The sequence below is a fragment of the Gemmatimonadota bacterium genome, assembly GCA_040388625.1.
Classification (GTDB): Bacteria; Gemmatimonadota; Gemmatimonadetes; order Gemmatimonadales; family Gemmatimonadaceae; genus Fen-1247.
Window position 1 is genome coordinate 351,959 of record JAZKBK010000002.1, and the last position, 17,660, is coordinate 369,618.

14 protein-coding genes are annotated in these 17,660 nt (G+C 60.6%); 7 read left to right on the top strand and 7 right to left on the bottom strand.

Going from position 1 to position 17,660, the window contains the following annotated elements:
- Positions 1–59 precede the first annotated feature (59 nt).
- The 4 genes from V4529_05290 (at position 60) to queF (ending at position 4,058) form a co-directional block, all read left to right on the top strand.
- Positions 60–1,454, top strand: coding sequence for a pyridoxal-phosphate dependent enzyme (locus V4529_05290; GenBank protein MES2357739.1), 1,395 nt, complete (start codon positions 60–62; stop codon positions 1,452–1,454).
- Positions 1,455–1,465: 11 nt separating this feature from the next.
- Complete coding sequence (locus V4529_05295) at positions 1,466–2,476, top strand: D-alanine--D-alanine ligase (GenBank protein MES2357740.1); 1,011 nt, start codon at positions 1,466–1,468, stop codon at positions 2,474–2,476.
- A 23-nt stretch (positions 2,477–2,499) separates the two neighbouring features.
- Positions 2,500–3,432, top strand: coding sequence for a rhomboid family intramembrane serine protease (locus V4529_05300; GenBank protein ID MES2357741.1), 933 nt, complete (start codon positions 2,500–2,502; stop codon positions 3,430–3,432).
- Between the two features lie 215 nt (positions 3,433–3,647).
- The gene (gene queF / locus V4529_05305; GenBank protein MES2357742.1) at positions 3,648–4,058 is read left to right on the top strand and encodes a preQ(1) synthase; all 411 of its coding nucleotides are present in this window, start codon (positions 3,648–3,650) and stop codon (positions 4,056–4,058) included.
- A 6-nt stretch (positions 4,059–4,064) separates the two neighbouring features.
- On the opposite strand, the gene V4529_05310 is transcribed toward queF, so the two are convergent.
- On the bottom strand, positions 4,065–4,565 hold the full coding sequence (locus V4529_05310; protein MES2357743.1) for a hypothetical protein: 501 nt from the start codon (positions 4,563–4,565) through the stop codon (positions 4,065–4,067).
- A gap of 76 nt (positions 4,566–4,641) precedes the next feature.
- On the opposite strand from V4529_05310, the gene V4529_05315 reads away from it, so the two are divergent.
- A complete protein-coding gene (locus V4529_05315) occupies positions 4,642–5,025 on the top strand; it encodes a VOC family protein (GenBank protein ID MES2357744.1) in 384 nt (127 codons plus the stop codon).
- A gap of 11 nt (positions 5,026–5,036) precedes the next feature.
- Here V4529_05315 and V4529_05320 read toward each other — a convergent pair whose 3' ends face one another.
- From V4529_05320 to V4529_05330, 3 genes are all read right to left on the bottom strand, one after another.
- Entirely contained in the window at positions 5,037–6,257 is a 1,221-nt protein-coding gene (locus V4529_05320) for an MFS transporter (protein MES2357745.1), read from the bottom strand.
- A gap of 5 nt (positions 6,258–6,262) precedes the next feature.
- Positions 6,263–6,943: a hypothetical protein gene (locus V4529_05325; GenBank protein MES2357746.1), complete on the bottom strand. Its 681-nt coding sequence runs from the start codon at positions 6,941–6,943 to the stop codon at positions 6,263–6,265.
- A gap of 86 nt (positions 6,944–7,029) precedes the next feature.
- Positions 7,030–8,844, bottom strand: a complete 1,815-nt coding sequence (locus V4529_05330; GenBank protein MES2357747.1) for a glycoside hydrolase family 3 N-terminal domain-containing protein — start codon at positions 8,842–8,844, stop codon at positions 7,030–7,032.
- A 303-nt stretch (positions 8,845–9,147) separates the two neighbouring features.
- Between V4529_05330 and V4529_05335 the strand changes: the two genes are divergently transcribed.
- On the top strand, positions 9,148–10,017 hold the full coding sequence (locus V4529_05335; protein ID MES2357748.1) for a PEP-CTERM sorting domain-containing protein: 870 nt from the start codon (positions 9,148–9,150) through the stop codon (positions 10,015–10,017).
- Between the two features lie 70 nt (positions 10,018–10,087).
- Here V4529_05335 and V4529_05340 read toward each other — a convergent pair whose 3' ends face one another.
- The 3 genes from V4529_05340 to V4529_05350 form a co-directional block, all read right to left on the bottom strand.
- Positions 10,088–10,663 (bottom strand): TMEM175 family protein, encoded by a 576-nt coding sequence (locus V4529_05340; GenBank protein MES2357749.1) that lies wholly within the window; start codon positions 10,661–10,663, stop codon positions 10,088–10,090.
- A 189-nt stretch (positions 10,664–10,852) separates the two neighbouring features.
- Positions 10,853–13,789 (bottom strand): hypothetical protein, encoded by a 2,937-nt coding sequence (locus V4529_05345; GenBank protein MES2357750.1) that lies wholly within the window; start codon positions 13,787–13,789, stop codon positions 10,853–10,855.
- A 115-nt stretch (positions 13,790–13,904) separates the two neighbouring features.
- Entirely contained in the window at positions 13,905–16,235 is a 2,331-nt protein-coding gene (locus V4529_05350; GenBank protein MES2357751.1) for a DUF5916 domain-containing protein, read from the bottom strand.
- Between the two features lie 61 nt (positions 16,236–16,296).
- Here V4529_05350 and V4529_05355 point away from each other — a divergent pair, with 61 nt between their 5' ends.
- Positions 16,297–17,631, top strand: a complete 1,335-nt coding sequence (locus V4529_05355) for a M20/M25/M40 family metallo-hydrolase (protein MES2357752.1) — start codon at positions 16,297–16,299, stop codon at positions 17,629–17,631.
- Positions 17,632–17,660 lie beyond the last annotated feature (29 nt).

Here is a 17,660-nt window from a genome sequence, read left to right on the forward strand (position 1 = left end):
CAGCGTCAAAATGTCGCCGTGCCCGGTAAGCAGGCGCAAAAAATCGAGATAGTAGCAATATGTCAATAAAACGAAACGAGCGGCCATACGACAACGTTCTCGAGACGATCGGGTGGACGCCGCTGATCCGGCTGCATCGGGTGACGCGCGGTATTCGCACGCCGGTGTACGGCAAGGCCGAGTTCTTCAATCCGGGCGGATCGGTCAAGGATCGCATCGGGCTTCCGATCATCGAGCGGGCCGAGCGTGAGGGAAAGCTCAAGCCGGGGGGAACGATCGTCGAGGGTACGAGTGGCAACACCGGTGTGGGTCTCGCGCTTGCCGCTGCATTGCGCGGCTACAAGTGCATCTTCACGCTGCCCGACAAGATGTCGCAGGAGAAGGTGCGGCTGCTCAAGGCGTTCGGTGCAGAAGTGATCGTGACGCCGACCGCCGTCGCACCGGATCATCCGGACAACTACGTGATGATGGCGAAGCGTATCGCGGAGCAGACACCGAACGCCATCCTGGCGAATCAGTTCTACAATGAGGCGAACCCCGATGCGCATTACGCGACGACCGGTCCCGAGCTGTGGGAACAGAGCGAAGGAAGGATCACACACTTTGTAGCATCAGCGGGAACCGGCGGCACGATCACCGGCGTCGGGCGTTATCTCAAGGAGCGCAATCCCGACATCAAGATCATTGCTGGTGATCCGACGGGATCGATACTGGCTGAGTACTGGCGCAGTCATGGCGAGCACAAGATAGAGGGGGCTCCGTACAAGGTCGAGGGAATCGGCCAGGACAAGGTTCCGGGAACGCTCGACATGAGTGTGATCGACGAGTATCACACAGTGAGTGACCGCGACGCATTCGCCATGTCACGTCGTCTCACGCGTGAGGAAGGATTGTTCGTTGGCGGATCGTCGGGGTTGATCGCGAAAGTCGCTCTGGACCTCGCGCGACGCATCGACGATCCGGACGCGTTCGTGGTGACGTTCCTGTGCGACACTGGCGAGCGGTATCTCTCCAAGCTGTACAGCGACGAATGGATGCGTGAGAATCAGATGCTCGAAGCCGAGCACGTCACACTCGGCGACATGCTCGGCCGCAAGGATGCCAATGCGCCGGCGATAGTGAGTGTTGCGCCTGCGGCGGGGGTACGACAGGCACTCAATCTCATGGCGCTACACGACGTGTCGCAGCTTCCGGTGATGGATGGCGATGAGTGTGTCGGATCGGTTGTCGAGGCAACGTTGTCGCAACGGGGACTGGAAACGCCGGCATTGCTGGAAGCGACTGTGCGCGAGGTCATGGATGCACCGTTTCCGTCGCTGACGAGTGACGAGGCGATCGAGTTCGCGGTGAAGCTGCTGTCAAAGAGTACACCAGCTGTGCTGGTGCTCGAGCATGGTCATGTCGAGGGGATCGTCACGCGATCGGACATGCTGAGATTCATGATGGGGCGGTAGGGATTGTGCCGATCCTGTCCCCACTCCGGATCACTGTGCTCATGGGCGGGGCGTCCGCCGAGCGTGATGTGTCGCTTGCCTCGGGACTCCGGATCGCCGACGCATTGGCGACACGAGGGCACATGGTTACCGCGCTGGATCCGGCCGTTGGTGTCCTGTCGCCAGCCTACCTCGATGAGTTGCGGCGGAGCAACGTTGGGACGAGGCCACCGGCACTGGAAGAGCTCGCCGGCCTGGGGAGCGCCCGTCTGCGTGATGGCCTGACAGCAATGCCGGAGATTCGAGATGCGGACGTCGTTTTTCTGGCGCTGCATGGGGGCCAGGGCGAGGACGGTACGATCCAGGCTCTGCTGGACATGGCTGGTGTGCGATATACCGGAAGCGGCCACCTGGCGAGCGCGCTCGCGATGGACAAGGACCTGTCCAAGGTCCTTTTCAGGGCGGCTGGAGTTCAGACTGCGGATTGGCTGATGGCTCCGCAGCCGGGCAAACTCGTCGAACAGTCGCTCGGGCTACCGGTTGTCGTGAAGCCGTCGAAGCAGGGCTCGACTGTCGGGCTGTCGATCGTGCGCGACATTTCGGAGCTGGACGCCGCTGTCGCCGAAGCTTTCAGATATGACGACGAGGTGATGATCGAGCGATTCATCGCCGGTCGCGAGCTGACGGTTGGAGTGCTGGGGGACGAGACTTTCCCGGTAGGCGAGATCAAGCCTGTGAAAGAGCTGTACGACTACGAGTGCAAGTACACGGCGGGAATGGCGGTCGAGGAATTTCCTGCGAATTTATCGCAAAGTGTTACTAATAAACTGCGGGAGCAATCCTTGCGGGCGTTCAGGGCACTGAAACTGCGAGGGTACGCGCGAGTGGATTTCCGTCTGGATGATCGCGGTGAGTGCTTCTGTCTCGAGGCGAACACGTTACCGGGAATGACGAGGACGAGTCTGATTCCGCAGGGCGCCGCCGCCGCGGGAATGGGATTTGAAGAGCTGTGCGAGAGGATCGTTCAGCTGGCAATTGTGTAGGACGAAAGGTCGCGCAGGGATCCATGGAAACGTCAACCGAATTCAACGCAGCGGATTTCGAGCCTGGCGTCGGTATAACACCGGCTGTCCAGTGGCTCATCGCGCTCAACGTACTGGTTTATTTCATCCAGCTGACGTCGCCAGTCGGGACGGCAGACGTTGCGGCGTGGCTGGGTCTGTCGGCGACGGAGTTTCCGGCCCACTGGTGGGCGATCGGCACCTACATGTTCGTACACGCAGGCTTCGCGCACATCGCGACGAACATGATCATGCTGTGGATGTTCGGCCCACGCGTGGAACGCGCGTTCGGAACGCGTGCATTCACCTACTTCTATCTGTGGTGCGGACTCGGCGGCGGAATATTCCATCTGCTGTTCGAGCAGCACAGCGGAGTGATCGGTGCGTCCGGCGCGGTGGTCGGTGTGGTTCTCGCCTACGCGCTAAAGTGGCCCGACGACGAGGTCTACATACTCGGCGTCATGCCGATTCGTGCAGTGTGGCTCGCAGTGTGGACGATCGCGTGGAACGTGGGGATGGCGTTCGCGGACTTCACGGGATATTCCAGCGGGTCGGTCGCGTTCATGACGCACGTCGGCGGCCTCGTCTTCGCGTGGATCTATCTGCACGCGCCGAACAGCTCGAGCTTCGACAAGATTCGCCGTCACGTCGCGACTGTGCCGGATGATTCCAACCCGCAACCGATTCCCAAGATGCAACGTCCGCAGAAGCGTCGCGACGGATTGCCAAGTGCGGATGAAGCGGTGGCGCGCAGCAACGCGATAGTGAAACGGCGCCCGCAGACTCCGATGATATCAGCGCCGAATCCGAATCCAAAACAGCGCGCCGAAGACGTGAACGGATTGCTGGACAAGATTTCGCGGGAAGGCATGGGGAGTCTGTCCGGTGACGAGCGAGCGCTGCTGCAGGAGATTTCGAGGAAGCTGCGCGGGTCCTGAGCGCGCGTTTCGTTCCGGAGAACGGGACATCAATCCAATCTCGATCGCATTTTACGTGACAGGCAGGGATGCATCCCTGCCCTACAGTAGTCCGGCATCGCTGTCGATGGCCGGCGTCGTTGTTCCGGAGATCCATAACAATCGATGACCGAGGCGCGGACACATCCGTGCCCTGCAGCGGGAATCACGGCCCCATGTCAGCTTAGATTTGTAGGATGCCAAAGCCACAACTGCTCGAAGTGTTTCCGAATCCATACGTTGATCGGGACTATGAGATTCACATGGACTGTCCCGAGTTCACGTCGCTGTGTCCGCTTGGCGGGATCGAAGGCGATGCGAGTGATCTGACTGCACTCGAAGGCGGCGCTCCGGATTTCGCGACCATTCGAATCACGTACTTCCCTGGCGATTCCTGCGTGGAGCTGAAGAGCCTCAAGCTCTATCTGTGGAGCTTCCGCAATGACGGGATCTTCTACGAGCGCGCAGTCAATCGAATTCTGGATGATATCGTCGAGCGCGTGAAGCCGAAGTGGATGCGTGTTGTCGGTGACTTCAATCTGCGTGGCGGGATCAAGTCGGTGATCACTGCGTCGAACGGAACCAGACCGGATACACGGAATCTCTGAACGGCGTTACATCGATCCAAAGGCGAGATCGGCGCAGGCGACTGGAGCGCTAGCAGAAGGAGCTCGGGACGCTGCGGGAGTCGCGACGACGGCGTAGGAAGCCGAAGGAGATAGCGTTTCCGGAATGGCGGCTTCGGCAGCGCCAGAGCCATCTGCATGGATATTGAAGTCCGCGTATCTGTTGGCCGGACCAATGATGTTGCCCTGCGACGCGCAGGTGCCGGACTTGAGACTCCAGGCGTACGTTTCGCCGGCCACACTATTCTCCAGCGACATGAGGATGTGTACCCATCCAGGCGTGGGGCTCGGCGTTACGGATGCAGCTCCGGCGATGCCGCCCGTTCCGGCACTGTGCATGGCGCCGAGCCACAGCGGAGTTGGCTTGGGCGGCGGTAGAACGCCGAGTGTGTTGGGCGCATCGTAGGACTGGGCCGCGCACGAGGCACAGGCAGCTCCAATCGCTGCTACGACGGCAAAGTTGCGAAGGACATTGGAAAACAGTGGCATTTCGGCCAGATTAATGCAATTTCCGGGCACAGCGCTCGCGACGGTCCCGTCGTCGATCAATTCAATCCGATTCCCAATGCCAACCAGGTTCTTCGGATTACGTACTGTCATTTACCACGTGGCGGATCTACAGGCCGCGAAGAAATGGTACGCGCTCGCGATGGGCGTCGAGCCTTACTTCGACGAGCCATTCTACGTGGGCTTCAACATCGGTGGCTTCGAGCTGGGGCTGGATCCGGATTCCGCGAGTGGCATGAGCGGCACCGGCGGGACGACGGCTTACTGGGGAGTGGAGAGTGTCGAGCGTGCACTCGTGGATCTCGTCGAGGCAGGAGCAACGCTCAAGGCGCCAGCGACGGACGTCGGCGATGGGATTCGTGTGGGGACCGTGCTGGATCCGTTCGGCAACGAGCTGGGCGTGATAGAGAATCCACACTTCAAGCTCGTCGACGTGCGCTGACCGCTGGAGCTCTAGCGCACCTCTCCCGTCGTTCCAAACATCACTCCGTGCTTCTCCGGCCCGAAGTAAGTCAGGACTGCAATCACCACGGCAGCACACGCGGCGACAACCGCCAGCGCATACGCGTAGTTCCCACCGTGGCTCGCAGCAAATCCCGCCTGCAACGCAGCGTTCCCCGAGGCCAGCAGATTGCCAAGCTGATACGCGAAACCGGGGAAGGTTCCGCGCACCTCGTCCGGTGACAGCTCGTTGAGATGAACCGGAACGACACCCCACGCTCCCTGCACCGCGACCTGCATCAGGAACGCACCGAGTCCAAGTAGAATCGGTGTCGCGCTGAACGCCCACAACGGTATGATCGGCAACGCTATCAGCGCTCCAAACACGATCGCCTTTCTTCGTCCGATGCGCTGTGACAGTGCACCAAACGCGAGGCCACCGGTTATCGCTCCGACGTTGCCGATGATCGACACGATACTCACCGTGTGCGTCGTGAACTTGTGCTGGATCTGCAGGAAGGCCGGATACAGATCCTGCGTGCCGTGACTGAAGAGATTGAACGCGGTCATTAGCACAACCACGTAGATGAACAACGGCCAACGCTTCTTCAATACGCTCATCAGACTCTGCGTCGGTCGCTCGCGCATCCTGTTCCACGCAGGCGATTCCTGCACATTGCGGCGAATGAACAGCACCAGCAACGCCGGCAGCACACCGACCATGAACATGCCGCGCCATCCTATACGGTCGAACAGCAAGCCGTACACGACAGACGCGAGCAGATAGCCGAACGGATAGCCGGTCTGAAGAATTCCCGATGCTATGCCGCGTGCCTTCGCTGGAATGGTCTCCATGGTGAGAGACGCGCCGAGTCCCCACTCACCGCCCATCGCGAATCCGAATGCGGTACGCAACACCAGCAGTGCAACGATCGATGGCGCGAATGCCGACGCGAATTCCAGTATCGAGAACAGCAGGATGTCGATCATGAGCACTGGTCTGCGGCCAAACCGGTCGGCCAACATTCCGAACACCAGCGCTCCGGCGGGGCGCGCAGCGAGTGTCAACGTTATCGCGACGGCTACTGCCTTGACATCAGTCCCGAACTCCTTCGCGATGGCGGCGAGCATGAACACCATGAGAAAGAAATCGAATGCGTCGAGAGTCCAGCCGAGGAAGCTTGCGACGAGCGCGCTTCGCTGGTTACGGTCGAACTCCTTCCACTCGCTCATCACACTCATCCGAGCAGGTCGAACCTCACCCCGCGCCTTGCCCGGCGGCGTTTTCTGGGACCGTACCTGAAGAGTTGCGCAGGCCGTCCGCGACCCTCGCTGCGCCATTCATCCGTCGGCTCGACGAGTGCGGCGGCGGTGAGCGCGCGACGAAAGCTCGCCTTGTGCAGTCTCCGTCCAAGCAGCAGCTCGTACATGTGCTGCAGCTCGCTCAACGTGAACGTTGCCGGCAACAACCTGAAGGCGACCGGATACAGATCCAGCCGATCGCGGACGGCGTTCACGGACTCCTGCAGCATCTGATTCTGTCGCTCGGTGAGCGGCGGGAGTTCGCTCAGGAGAAACCACTGGAACTCGGCACCCTGCACCGTTGCTTCGCCCATCGGAACGAGGGCGACGTACACGATCGACAGATCGGAGCCGCCAGGATGGGGACCTTCGCTGAAAGCGCCGACCTGTGTGCTCCAGATGGATGCGGCGCCCGCGCTTCGCCTGATCGCATGCTGTGCAAGATCGTCGAGTCCCTCGCCATTCCGTGATGCACTCCACGGAAGCACCCAGCGCACAGACTTCTCTCGACCTTCGCTGCGCCGCTCGAGCAACACCGCGAGCTGGTTGTCGCGTGGAGTAAGTGCGACTACGTCAACGGTATAATGCTGACGTTTTTCCCGGGGCTCTCTGGTCACGCAGCATATTAGTCACATATTGTGACTAATGTCAAGGATAGAATACGAATGCGTTGTGACAACTTCGGTGCAGGTGATATACGACTTCAGGGAGTGATGGTCAACCCGTCGCCGCGCTTCGCGACTGGCGGTATTGTGATCGGAAGATGGCCCGATGCAGGCAAGAGGCCAGTTATGACTTGAGCTGCCGACTGCTGGCTTACGTTTGCACCATCCCAGCCGACGACGTAGGTAGGAGTGCTGGGAATCTGAGAAAGCAGGTACGGATTTCCGAACGAAACCACAACAACCTTGCGGCCCCTGGCGACGAGACTGGAGAGCCAGTCGGCGAACGCCTGCGGCGCATCGACGCTCGTGACGTTCCAGCTCTGCCCTACGTAGGATGAAACGATGGTCACATCTGCAGAGTCGGCCATCGCTGCGAGGCGGGGATAGTTGACGGCTGGATCGTCCGACATGACGAATTCCATACGAGTTGCGGGTGCCAGCTTGGCGAGCTCGGCGTTGAAGATCTGGCCAGCGCCGAGATCTGTACGACGCGCAACCGTCACCGAGAGGACCTTCGTGTTGGTCGAGAGCTTGAGCGGCAGGATGTGCGATGAATCGCGGACGATCGTTATCGATCTGTTCGCCGCCTGCTGTGCCAGCGCGAGATGCGCGCTGTCGCCCACCGTTGTGCGCAGCGAGTCGAGGTTCGCGAAACGGTTGCGGTCGAGATTCAGCTTGCGCTTCATGGCGAGTATGCGCCTCGCCGCCTCCGATACGCGAGTCTCGCTGTAGCGTCCCTCGCTCACGCCGGCCACCACCGCGTCGATCGCGGCGGGAACGTCGAGGGGCTGGATCAGCACGTCGACGCCGGCTGCTACGGCGCGCTTGATTGCTTCCGTCGAGCCGTACTTGTCGGTCACGCCCTTCATGTCCATGGCATCGGAGATGACGAGTCCGTTGAATCCCAGCTCATTGCGCAGCAGTCCGGTTACCACGTTGGATGAGAGGGTTCCTGGCGCGCCGCTGCTATCGAGCGCCGGCATGGAGCCGTGGAATGTCATCACAGCGCCGACTCCCGCCTTGATCGCCGCGCGGAACGGGACAAGCTCCACCGTATCGAGCCGAGCTCGGCTCACGTTCACGATTGGGAGAGCGAGGTGAGAGTTGGTCTCGGTGTCGCCGTGCCCCGGGAAGTGTTTCGCGGTGGCGATCATCCCGTTGTCCTGCAACCCATGGATGAACGAGACTCCGAGGCGCGCGACCTCGTGTGGATCCTCGCCGTACGAGCGGGTGTTGATGACGGGGTTCGCGGGGTTGTTGTTGACGTCGAGGACCGGGGAAAAGTCGATGTGGATACCGAGTGCGCGGCCTTCGATCGCGGTGACCCGTCCCTCGGTGTACGTGAGCGCCGTGTCATTCGCCGCGCCGTACGCCATTTCTGATGGAAAGACCGTGGCGCCGCCGAGGTCGATGCCGTTGGGGACGAAGTAGCCGCCGCGGGCACGCATGCCTGCGCCCGTTTCGAGATCGGCGCCAACCAGTAGCGGAAGGGCGCTCATGCGCTGGAGCGCGTTGAGCTTGACGGCCATCTCGATGGGTGATCCGATGGACATCAGGATCCCGCCCACCTTTTGATCGGCGACGTACGACGTGACCTTGCGCCAGGTCTTCGCATCGGCCGGTACGTAGTCGGCGTAGATGTTGGGCCAGACCATCTGGGCAGCGCGATCTCTGAGCGTCATGGTGGTCAGAACCGAGTCTGCCCACCGGTTGGCGTCAGATTCGACTGCTGCCCGCGACTTGCCAGCCGCCTGCGCAGCGGCGGACGATACTGGCACTGCCAGCGGGCAGAGCGCGGCGATAGCCACAAACATGGCGGCTGTCAGATGAGTGGTCGCAAGTCTCGAATGCATGAAGTCAAAGGTAATTGCCGGCAAAGTCGTCGGAAAAGATCGTCGACCACTGTGGCACTCGTGCAACAGATGGCGCTGTTTTGGCCATATGCAGCCACACTTTCCAAGACCAGACCGTCGTAGGTCGCAAGGTTTTCGGTACTTTCGGCGATTTTCGTTGCTCAACCGGCCAATTTGTTGATGCGCGATGTGGAATCCAGGACTATTTTACTCGTAACCTTTTGTTTTCGACGCGTGGCCCAGAGTGTGTTTACTGGAACGCTACAGTCGGCGCTGCGCGCTCTTTTTGGCAATTCGGTTCATATGAAGCACCATATTCTCACGGCAGGATCATTAGCGGTACTTCTCGTTGCTGCCTTTCTGGCTGCAACGCCGGTATCTGCGCAGGCCGTGAGGCGCGATACTGTACCGCGTGCGGGTCAGAAGCCGGTCGCGCGACGAGCGTCCGTCGACTCGCTGGTCGAGTGCTCGCCGGTTGCGACTTCGGTCAAGAAGAAGCCGGCTGTGCGGCGCAAGGCTCCGGTCCGCAAGGTGGCCTCGAACGTGGCACCCAAGCCGAAGCCGACGACAGCGAGCAAGGAGCACCGTCCGGTAGTACGTCGCGCGCGGCGTGTCGTCCCCAAGGCCAAGCCCGCTGCCGCGCATTCGACGACCGTCGTCATGTGCCGTCCGGTTGGTCCAACGCCGGCGCTCGCCGAGGGTACGCCTACGGAGCAATCGGTGATTCCAGTGCCGCAGCTTGCCACCGCAACGCCGCCCGCAGCGCCGGTTGTCGAGGAAGAGGGGCCGCCGATCTTCGTATCGACGGCGCCTGGAATGCCGATGGCTGCGGCTGGTGGTGGGCGGTCGTGGCTGCCGTTTGGGCTCGTTCCGGCGATCTTCATCCCATTCGTTCACAACGGCAAGACCCACAACGGGTTTACTACGCCGATCGATACGACGGGGACGCCACCGGATACGACGAAGACGCCAACTACGCCACCAGACACGACGAAGACGCCAACTACTCCGCCAGACACGACGCCGGTGATTCCACCGCCGGGCGACACGGTACCGGTCATACCTCCTCCGGTCGTACCTCCCACAACTGTACCGGAGCCGGGCACTCTGGTATTGCTAGGATCAGGATTGCTGGGACTGGCGGGGGTAGTGCAGCGCAGGCGCAGGAAGTAGTCGTTGGTTACGACTTTAATATCCGGGTTCGATCGCACGTAAATGGACCAGGCGCGGATATATCCGCGCCCTACCGCGGCAGTCGCGTTTCGATCCGCCGGTCCGGGACCAGCCAGATGAGTGCGACGGTGGCGTAGGTGGCATCGGCGATCCAGGGGCGCACAAAGGCCAGGGCGATTCCCGAGGCGTAGAGCAGCAGCGATACGAGGCCTTTCGTGTCCTGTCCGATAGCGATGGCGAGACGCGAGTCTCGTCCTTCTTCCCGGATTATCCCCGTCTGAAGAATCGTGTATGCCAGCGCGGCCATGATGAGCACGGCACCGTAGAGCACTGTTGGCACCGACTCTTCATAGTTTCGGCCCATCCACGCGGTGACGAACGGCACGAGCGAGAGCCAGAACAGCAGATGCAGATTGGCCCACAGGATTGCGCCGTTGACGCTATCCGTTGCCTGGAGCATGTGGTGGTGATTATTCCAGTAGATGCCGAGGTATATGAAGCTCAGCACGTACGTGAGCACTGATGGAATGATCGGTCTGAGCGCAGCCCAGTCGTAGCCTACGGGCGGGTGCAGCTCGAGGATCATGATGGTTATCAGAATCGCGACGACTCCGTCGCTGAACGCTTCCATTCGGTGCTTGTCCAAGAAAGTGTTCCTCGTTCGTCGACCGCTGGAGAGCTGTGCAGGTGTCGTCATTCCCGCGAAGCGGGAATCCATCTGTTGCCGATGCGCTTACTGATGCTACTGCATCAGGGAGATCGATAACATGGATTCCCGCGTTCGCGGGAATGACGAGGGACACATGGATTCCCGCTTTTCGCAGGAATGACGAGCTTACCCTTCAAAATACGGCTGAGTCGGTGCGGTTGGGCTTCGCGGATCAGGTTTGACGAGGAAGCTCTGTGTGTAGCTCTTTCCGTTAACGGTGAGCTTTGCGGTGAAGGTGCCTGATATCGGCGTGCCGCGACGACGGAAGCCGCCGCCACCTGCACCTGCTTCCACCTTGATCGGATCCCAGACGACGCGGTGCATTCCAGCGGCGGTTGCAAACGGTGCTGGCGGCTCACGCCACAGTGCAGACGTGTTTGGAATGCCACCTGCGTTGCCGCGCCGTCCGCCTGCTGCCGGTTCGCGTTGCGGCTCGCTCGAGAACGTGTGCAACACGGCACCTGTGGAATCGAGGATGTCGATTGTCACTGGACCGGTTGCGGCAGTCCTGAGATAGTAGTCGATGGCTGCGCCATTCGGCGGGTTCGGGGCCTGCGGCTCATCCTTCTGCAATGGCGTGCCGTTGTCGCCGCCTTCGATCATGTTGATCGAATCGCCGGGCTTGAACAGATATGCTTCGGCATTTCCGATCGTGTCGTTGATCTGACGCAGGGGGCTGATGTCATCGATTACCCAGAAGCCGCGGCCATGCGTCGCCAGGATGAGATCGTTCTCGTAGATCTCGAAGTCGCGCATCGACGTGACGGGGAGATTCAACTGGAACGGTTCCCAGCTCTCTCCGTCATCGAACGAGATGTGAACACCGAGCTCGGTGCCGGCAAAAAGAAGTCCCTGGCGCTTGGGATCTTCCTTGATGGTGTGCACGTAGCCATTTGCAGGGAGACCGGTCGTGATCTTCTGCCATGTCTTGCCCGCGTCGCGAGTACGATAGATGTACGGCGTGAAATCCTGGAGCTGATGCCTGTCGACGCTCGCGTACGCAACGTTGAAGTCGAAGTGTGACGCTTCGATCATGGTGACGCGACTCCACGGCGTCATCGCCTTTGGTGTCACGTCTGTCCAGCTCTTGCCGTCGTTCATGGTGAGCTGGATCAATCCGTCATCGGTGCCGATCCAGACCATCGGTACAAACAACGGCGACGGCGCGATTGTGTAGATGACACCGCGCTTGTCGTTACCGACGTCCGCTGCGGCCGCTGCATCGAGTGTGCGCGGCACACCGGGATCCTTGCGTGTGAGATCGGGGCTTATCTGATTCCACGTTACTGCGTTGTCGGTGGTCTTGAACAGGAACTGGTTTCCGTAGTACAACGCCCGCGGATCTGCACGTGAGAATACCAGCGGCTGAGTCCAGTCCTTGCGGCCGGTCTCCGGTGATTTCTGCACCGTGGTGCCGGCTATCATGCGATTCTCTTCCATGTTGTAGCGTTCGCCGGTACCGCCGAAGATGATGCCGGGGTGCAGCACATCACCTGCGGTGTAACCGCTCTCGCCACCGGCCGCGACGGGCTCCCAGTCGCGCATCGAGATCTCTGCGAACTTGCCGCGCGATCGTACTGCAACCGCGCCACTGTCCTGCTGCGCGCCGGTGACCCAGTACGGGAATCGGTAATCGACCGAAACATGATAGATCTGCGCGATAGGCTGATTGTACCACGAGCTCCACGTCACCTCGCGCGGATCTTCGGTCTTTGCGTTGCGCGTGATGATGGTGCCCTGATCGCTCGCGGAGATCATAGTATTGCTATCGTCCGGCGAGACCCAGACCTGGTGATAATCATCGCCGCCGGGCGAGCCGCGCAGCGCAACCCAGCTCTTGCCGCCGTCCATCGAGCGTGAGATCGAAACGTTCGCGACATACACGATGTCGGCGTTCTTCGGATCGACGTCGATGTGCTCGAAGTACCAGCCGCGTCCCCAGAGCGCCTGGTCCGACGACAGTTTGCTCCACGTTTCGCCGCCGTCATCGGATCGGAAGAAGCCGCCAAGACCGGCTGGCGAGCCGAATGGATTGGGTGGTCCCGGTGGTGGCTTGGGTGCAGATGGATCGGGATTGAGATTGTCGATCACCGCGTAAACGCGCTGCGGGTTGGATGGGCATACCGCAATTCCAGACTTGCCCATTCCTTCGTTCGGAAGGCCCTTGGTGAGCTGCTTCCACGTATTTCCACCATCGGTCGACTTGTAGATTCCGCCGCCCGGCCCGTTGCTCGGCGCGTACACGAACCACGGTGGCCGGCGTGTGTTCCACAGGCCCGCGTACACGATGTCCGGATTGGTCTTGTCGATCACGACTTCGATTGCGCCTACATCTTCGTTCTTGTAGAGAACCTTTTCCCAGTTCTTGCCGCCGTCTTTCGAGCGGAAAATTCCACGGTCGGGGTTTCCGGCGTAGAAGTGACCGATGGCTGCGACGTAAACGATGTCAGGATTGTGCGGATGAACGGCGATCTTGCCGATGTGCTGTGTGTTCTCGAGGCCGATGTGCGTCCACGTCTTGCCGGCGTCGGTGGATTTGTACATGCCGTTGCCGTATCCGGTGGAATCGCGCAACGTGCATTCGCCACTTCCGACGTACACAACGTCAGGTGCGGAAGCGGCAACCGCGATCGCGCCGATCGATGCAACCGGTTGGGAATCGAAAACCGGCAGCCAGACTCGACCCGCGTCGATCGTCTTCCACACGCCGCCATTCACTGATCCGAAGTAGAACTCGTTCGGACGACCAGGCACGCCCGTGACTGCATCGGTGCGACCGCCACGGAATGGCCCAAGCATGCGCCAACGGAGACCGGAGTAAAGGTCAGCGTAGCTCTTGGGTGCGGGGTCGGCTGCCAGCGGTCGGTGCGCTAGCGAACCCTGCGCGCCTGCTGTTTGCAGGAAGTGGCCGATGCCAGGAGAAGCGACGGAGAGCGCCGCACCTACCTGCGTGGCTCTTACGAAGAAGCCACGACGTGAAAGAACATGCTGGTCCGGCGGCTGCGCACCGGCACCTGCGAGATGAGTATCTGGTTGGTCGGACGTCGAGCGCTTTTTCTTCACGATCCACTCCACACGGTGGGCTAGGGTTCAACAAAACATACGGGAAAAGTCTTTACGGCGTTCGGACTTTGTGGAGGGGCGCGGGTCTCCGCTTTCGCGGGGCCGACGCGCGTGGTCACCGCCCGCTGAGTGGCTCGAACAGGTAGCTCAGCTTCACGAAGAATCCGTCCTGCGTGCGGCGCAGGCGTCGGAACGCCAGCGCATCGGGCTCGGTCATCGAGTTTCCGTAGCCGGCGAAGAACACCGTGCCTGGCGATGGGCGGTACGAGAAGAGCCAGTCGGTGCGTAATCCGTTCGCGATGTTTTCGATCGACGGGACGTATGACGTGTCGTTGCGGATCAACAGAGGAAGCCCGGTGCGCGGATCCAGCAATGATGACCGCAGGGTCGCGGTGTATTGCGTGACGACGCGCACAAAGATCGATCGCGTAACCTGGTACTCCATCTTCACCCGCGGAATTCGCGTCGACGTCGAGAGTGCTCCGTCACTGCGACGCGTGAACCTGCTGCTCACGTACGTCGCGCCGACGCGCAGTTGCTGGGTCGGGCGCAGATTGACACTGGCGTTGTAATCCAGTCGCCGAACGCGTGACGTCTCGAGGAAATCGACGTCGTTGCCGGTGGTGACACCGAGCGATGCGTCGTACTTCGCGAACTGCGGTGTTGAAATCTTGAACGCGTTTGTGAATGTAGTGATTCGAGGGGACGGCTGGAACGGGATATTGCTTCCCTGTGTCGTGCTAACGAAATCACCGAGATACGCCGCAGGATCGAATGCATACGTCGCGATCGTGGGTGTAACGCCGAGCGACCATCCACCACGCAATGTAAAGCTGGTATTCGCGGATGCATTGTCTTCGAGCAAGCTCTTTGCGGCGAAGAAATCGTCATAGCGCCAGACGGCCTTTGTCGAAAAGAATAGATTGAACTTTTCGATCAGTGCGCCGGGTGGTCCGTACAAACTAAGGCGATTGGAAATGCCCGGCGCGACAATTCCGGTGCGTGACACGAATCCGTTATCAGCCGCGAATGTTCTGCCTACACCGAGAACGTTGTAGTGAAATCCGAAGGCGCGTCCGGTGCGATCCAGGACGAGCTCCCACATTGGCGCTGTCTTGGTCGATCCATTCTGTGTCGTATTGCTGATGGCAGCCTGCGCCTGAGCGTAGTACAATTTTCCGAACACGTAGTGAACGTCGCCATCGATAACGCGATTGGATCTGCCACCGCCGACGCGACCACTGTAAAGCATTCCGGCGGTGCTCTGCCCACCGAATCCGGTGTTGAGTCGTATGATGTCAACCAGCGGCTGATCGCCATTCAGCGTAGTACTCCCCGCGTCGAGCGCGGATAGCACCGCGACGTCTGCGCGGCCGAGCTTGCCGGTGAGCTTCATTGCAGCATTGGGCTGCACGATGGTCCGCGTGTACACGAGCGTGTTGGGCACGTTGAACTGGTCGCTGCCTTCCACGAAGAACGGGCGCTTCTCGGGATAGAACAATGCGAAACGCGCATCTGCCGCTATCTGTGTCGCGTCTGCTTCGACCTGCGAGAAGTCGGGCTTCACGGTTCCGTTTAGCACGAAGTTGCTGCCCAGTGCCCAGCGAACGTTGCCACCCAGCTGAGGCTTGGAAGTGTACTTCCAGCCAGTGAGCGATGAATTGCAGCACGGCTTCCCGATGACAGTGTTGGTCAGCTCCGGGTTGAGTCCAATCACCTGACCGTGATGCATGTCGTGCATTCCCACGAGCGTTCCCGCCTGATTGGCGAAGCTTGCCGCACCGCTTCGCGCTTCAGTCCACGTTTCCTTGTAACCGCTGTGCTGCACGTTTCGCTGGATCTGAATTCCCCAGTCCTCGATCGACTTGTTGGGATAGCGCAGGCTGCTGAACGGGATTCGGATCTCGACCTCGTAACCCCACGGCGTGACGTGACCCTTGGACTCCCAGAGGAAGTCCGCGCTCAGGTCTATCTGTCCCGGCCCGACGTTGGAGCCGGGTATGAATCCGCCGGTCTCGTTCGTGGTGCCGTCGGCCTGGACACCCAACGGATTGACCGCGAATACGAGCGAGCGGTTGCGTTCGTTATACGGGTCAAGACGAATCTCGATGTTGTCACCTGAGCTGATGTTGTCACGATCGGCGAGCGTGGCGCGCACGGGGCCGTGTGGCTCATACGCGCGAATGCCGAAGTAGATCGCGGTTCGTGAGTACCAGACGTACACGTCAGTCGAATCCGGCGAGGGGCGCTGATCAGCTGGAGAGTACTCGGAAAAGCCAGTGAGCACGGCTGCGCGGCTCCAGACTGGCTCATCGAGATTGCCATCTATAGTTATAGTCGTATCAATGCGCGGAGCCTGCGCGGTGATCTGGCCCGCGCGTCCATTATACACGGGAGCCGGCTGGGCCGCGGCGATCTGAAACGCGCCGAGAAATGCTAGGAGCATGGTGCAGTAAATGTAGCCTGGCGCGTGACGGCGACCATCTGTTGTCGCACTACATTTCAGTATGCGTACATCCCGATTCCGTTGTGGCCTGGCCGCGCTCCCGGTGGCGGGCGCGTTGTTCCTTACCCCCTCGCCAGCCGGCGCTCAGAAGGCCGCCGTCGCACTCACGAAGCAGGAACGAGCTATCGCCAAGGCGGTGGACTCGCACAACGCCGCAGCTCTTGCCCTGCTCGAGCGCACTGTCAACATCAACAGCGGCTCGCTCAACTTTGCCGGCGTGCGTCAGGTTGGCGACATCTTCCGCGCACAGTACGATTCGCTCGGATTCACCACACGCTGGGTCGATGGCGCGGCGTTCCATCGCGCGGGACATCTCGTCGCCGAGCATCCAGGGCCGGGTCCCAAGATCCTGCTGATAGGCCATCTGGATACGGTGTTCGAGCCGAGCAGCCCGTTTCAGAAGTTCACGATGGTGAACGATTCGACGGCTACAGGGCCGGGCGTCATCGACATGAAGGGGGGCGACGTCATCGCGCTGTACGCGTTGCGCGCGCTCAAGGACGCCGGTCTGCTGGACAGGATGAACGTGACTGTCGTGTACCACGGCGACGAGGAAGAGTCGGGCACACCTTTGAGTCTCGCGCGCAAGACACTGATCGACGCTGCTCATGGCGCAACTGCCGCACTCGGCTTCGAGGACGCCGCCGGCGATCCGCACACGCTGGTGATATCGCGGCGCGGAGATGACGGATGGACGCTGCGCACGACCGGAGTTCCGGCGCACTCGTCGCAGATATTCACGAGCGATGTCGGAGCGGGCGCGGTGTACGAGGCGTCGCGCATCCTGAATCAGTTCTATCAAAAGCTTTCGAGTGAACAGTATCTCACCTTCAATCCCGGCCTTGCACTCGGCGGCACTTCGGTGAAAGCCGATACCAGCGGCACTGAAGGGAGTGCGGCTGGCAAAAGCAATGTCGTTGCGAAGGAGATGATCGTCACGGGGGATCTGCGCACGCTATCGCCCGAACAGCTGGCGCGCGCGCGCAAGACGATGAGCGATATCGTGGCCGATCATCTTCCGCACACGACTGCGGAGATAACGTTCGCCGATGGCTATCCACCGATGGCACCGACCGACGGCAATCGCAGACTGCTCGCGATGTACAGCAAGGTGAGCACCGACCTCGGATTCTGGCCCGTCACAGCCGTCGATCCGTCACGTGCCGGCGCGGCCGATGTGTCGTTCGTCGCGAAACTGGTACCAATGGCCATAGATGGACTTGGCCTATCGGGCCGTGACGATCACACCGAGAAGGAAACCGCTGATCTACGCATGCTGCCCGTGCAGACGAAGCGCGCGGCAGTGTTGATGTACAGGCTCAGCAACCCGAAGTGATCCAGGAAGTGATGTAGTCTTTCCACGCT

Excerpts from the sequence above, each read along its gene's own strand:
- V4529_05290 (MES2357739.1), top strand. The coding sequence starts at position 60 with ATGTCAATAAAACGAAACGAGCGGCCATACGACAACGTTCTCGAGACG.
- V4529_05300 (MES2357741.1), top strand. The coding sequence starts at position 2,500 with ATGGAAACGTCAACCGAATTCAACGCAGCGGATTTCGAGCCTGGCGTC.
- queF (MES2357742.1), top strand. The coding sequence starts at position 3,648 with ATGCCAAAGCCACAACTGCTCGAAGTGTTTCCGAATCCATACGTTGAT.
- V4529_05310 (MES2357743.1), bottom strand. The coding sequence starts at position 4,565 with ATGCCACTGTTTTCCAATGTCCTTCGCAACTTTGCCGTCGTAGCAGCG.
- V4529_05315 (MES2357744.1), top strand. The coding sequence starts at position 4,642 with ATGCCAACCAGGTTCTTCGGATTACGTACTGTCATTTACCACGTGGCG.
- V4529_05320 (MES2357745.1), bottom strand. The coding sequence starts at position 6,257 with ATGAGCGAGTGGAAGGAGTTCGACCGTAACCAGCGAAGCGCGCTCGTC.
- V4529_05330 (MES2357747.1), bottom strand. The coding sequence starts at position 8,844 with ATGCATTCGAGACTTGCGACCACTCATCTGACAGCCGCCATGTTTGTG.
- V4529_05335 (MES2357748.1), top strand. The coding sequence starts at position 9,148 with ATGAAGCACCATATTCTCACGGCAGGATCATTAGCGGTACTTCTCGTT.
- V4529_05350 (MES2357751.1), bottom strand. The coding sequence starts at position 16,235 with ATGCTCCTAGCATTTCTCGGCGCGTTTCAGATCGCCGCGGCCCAGCCG.
- V4529_05355 (MES2357752.1), top strand. The coding sequence starts at position 16,297 with ATGCGTACATCCCGATTCCGTTGTGGCCTGGCCGCGCTCCCGGTGGCG.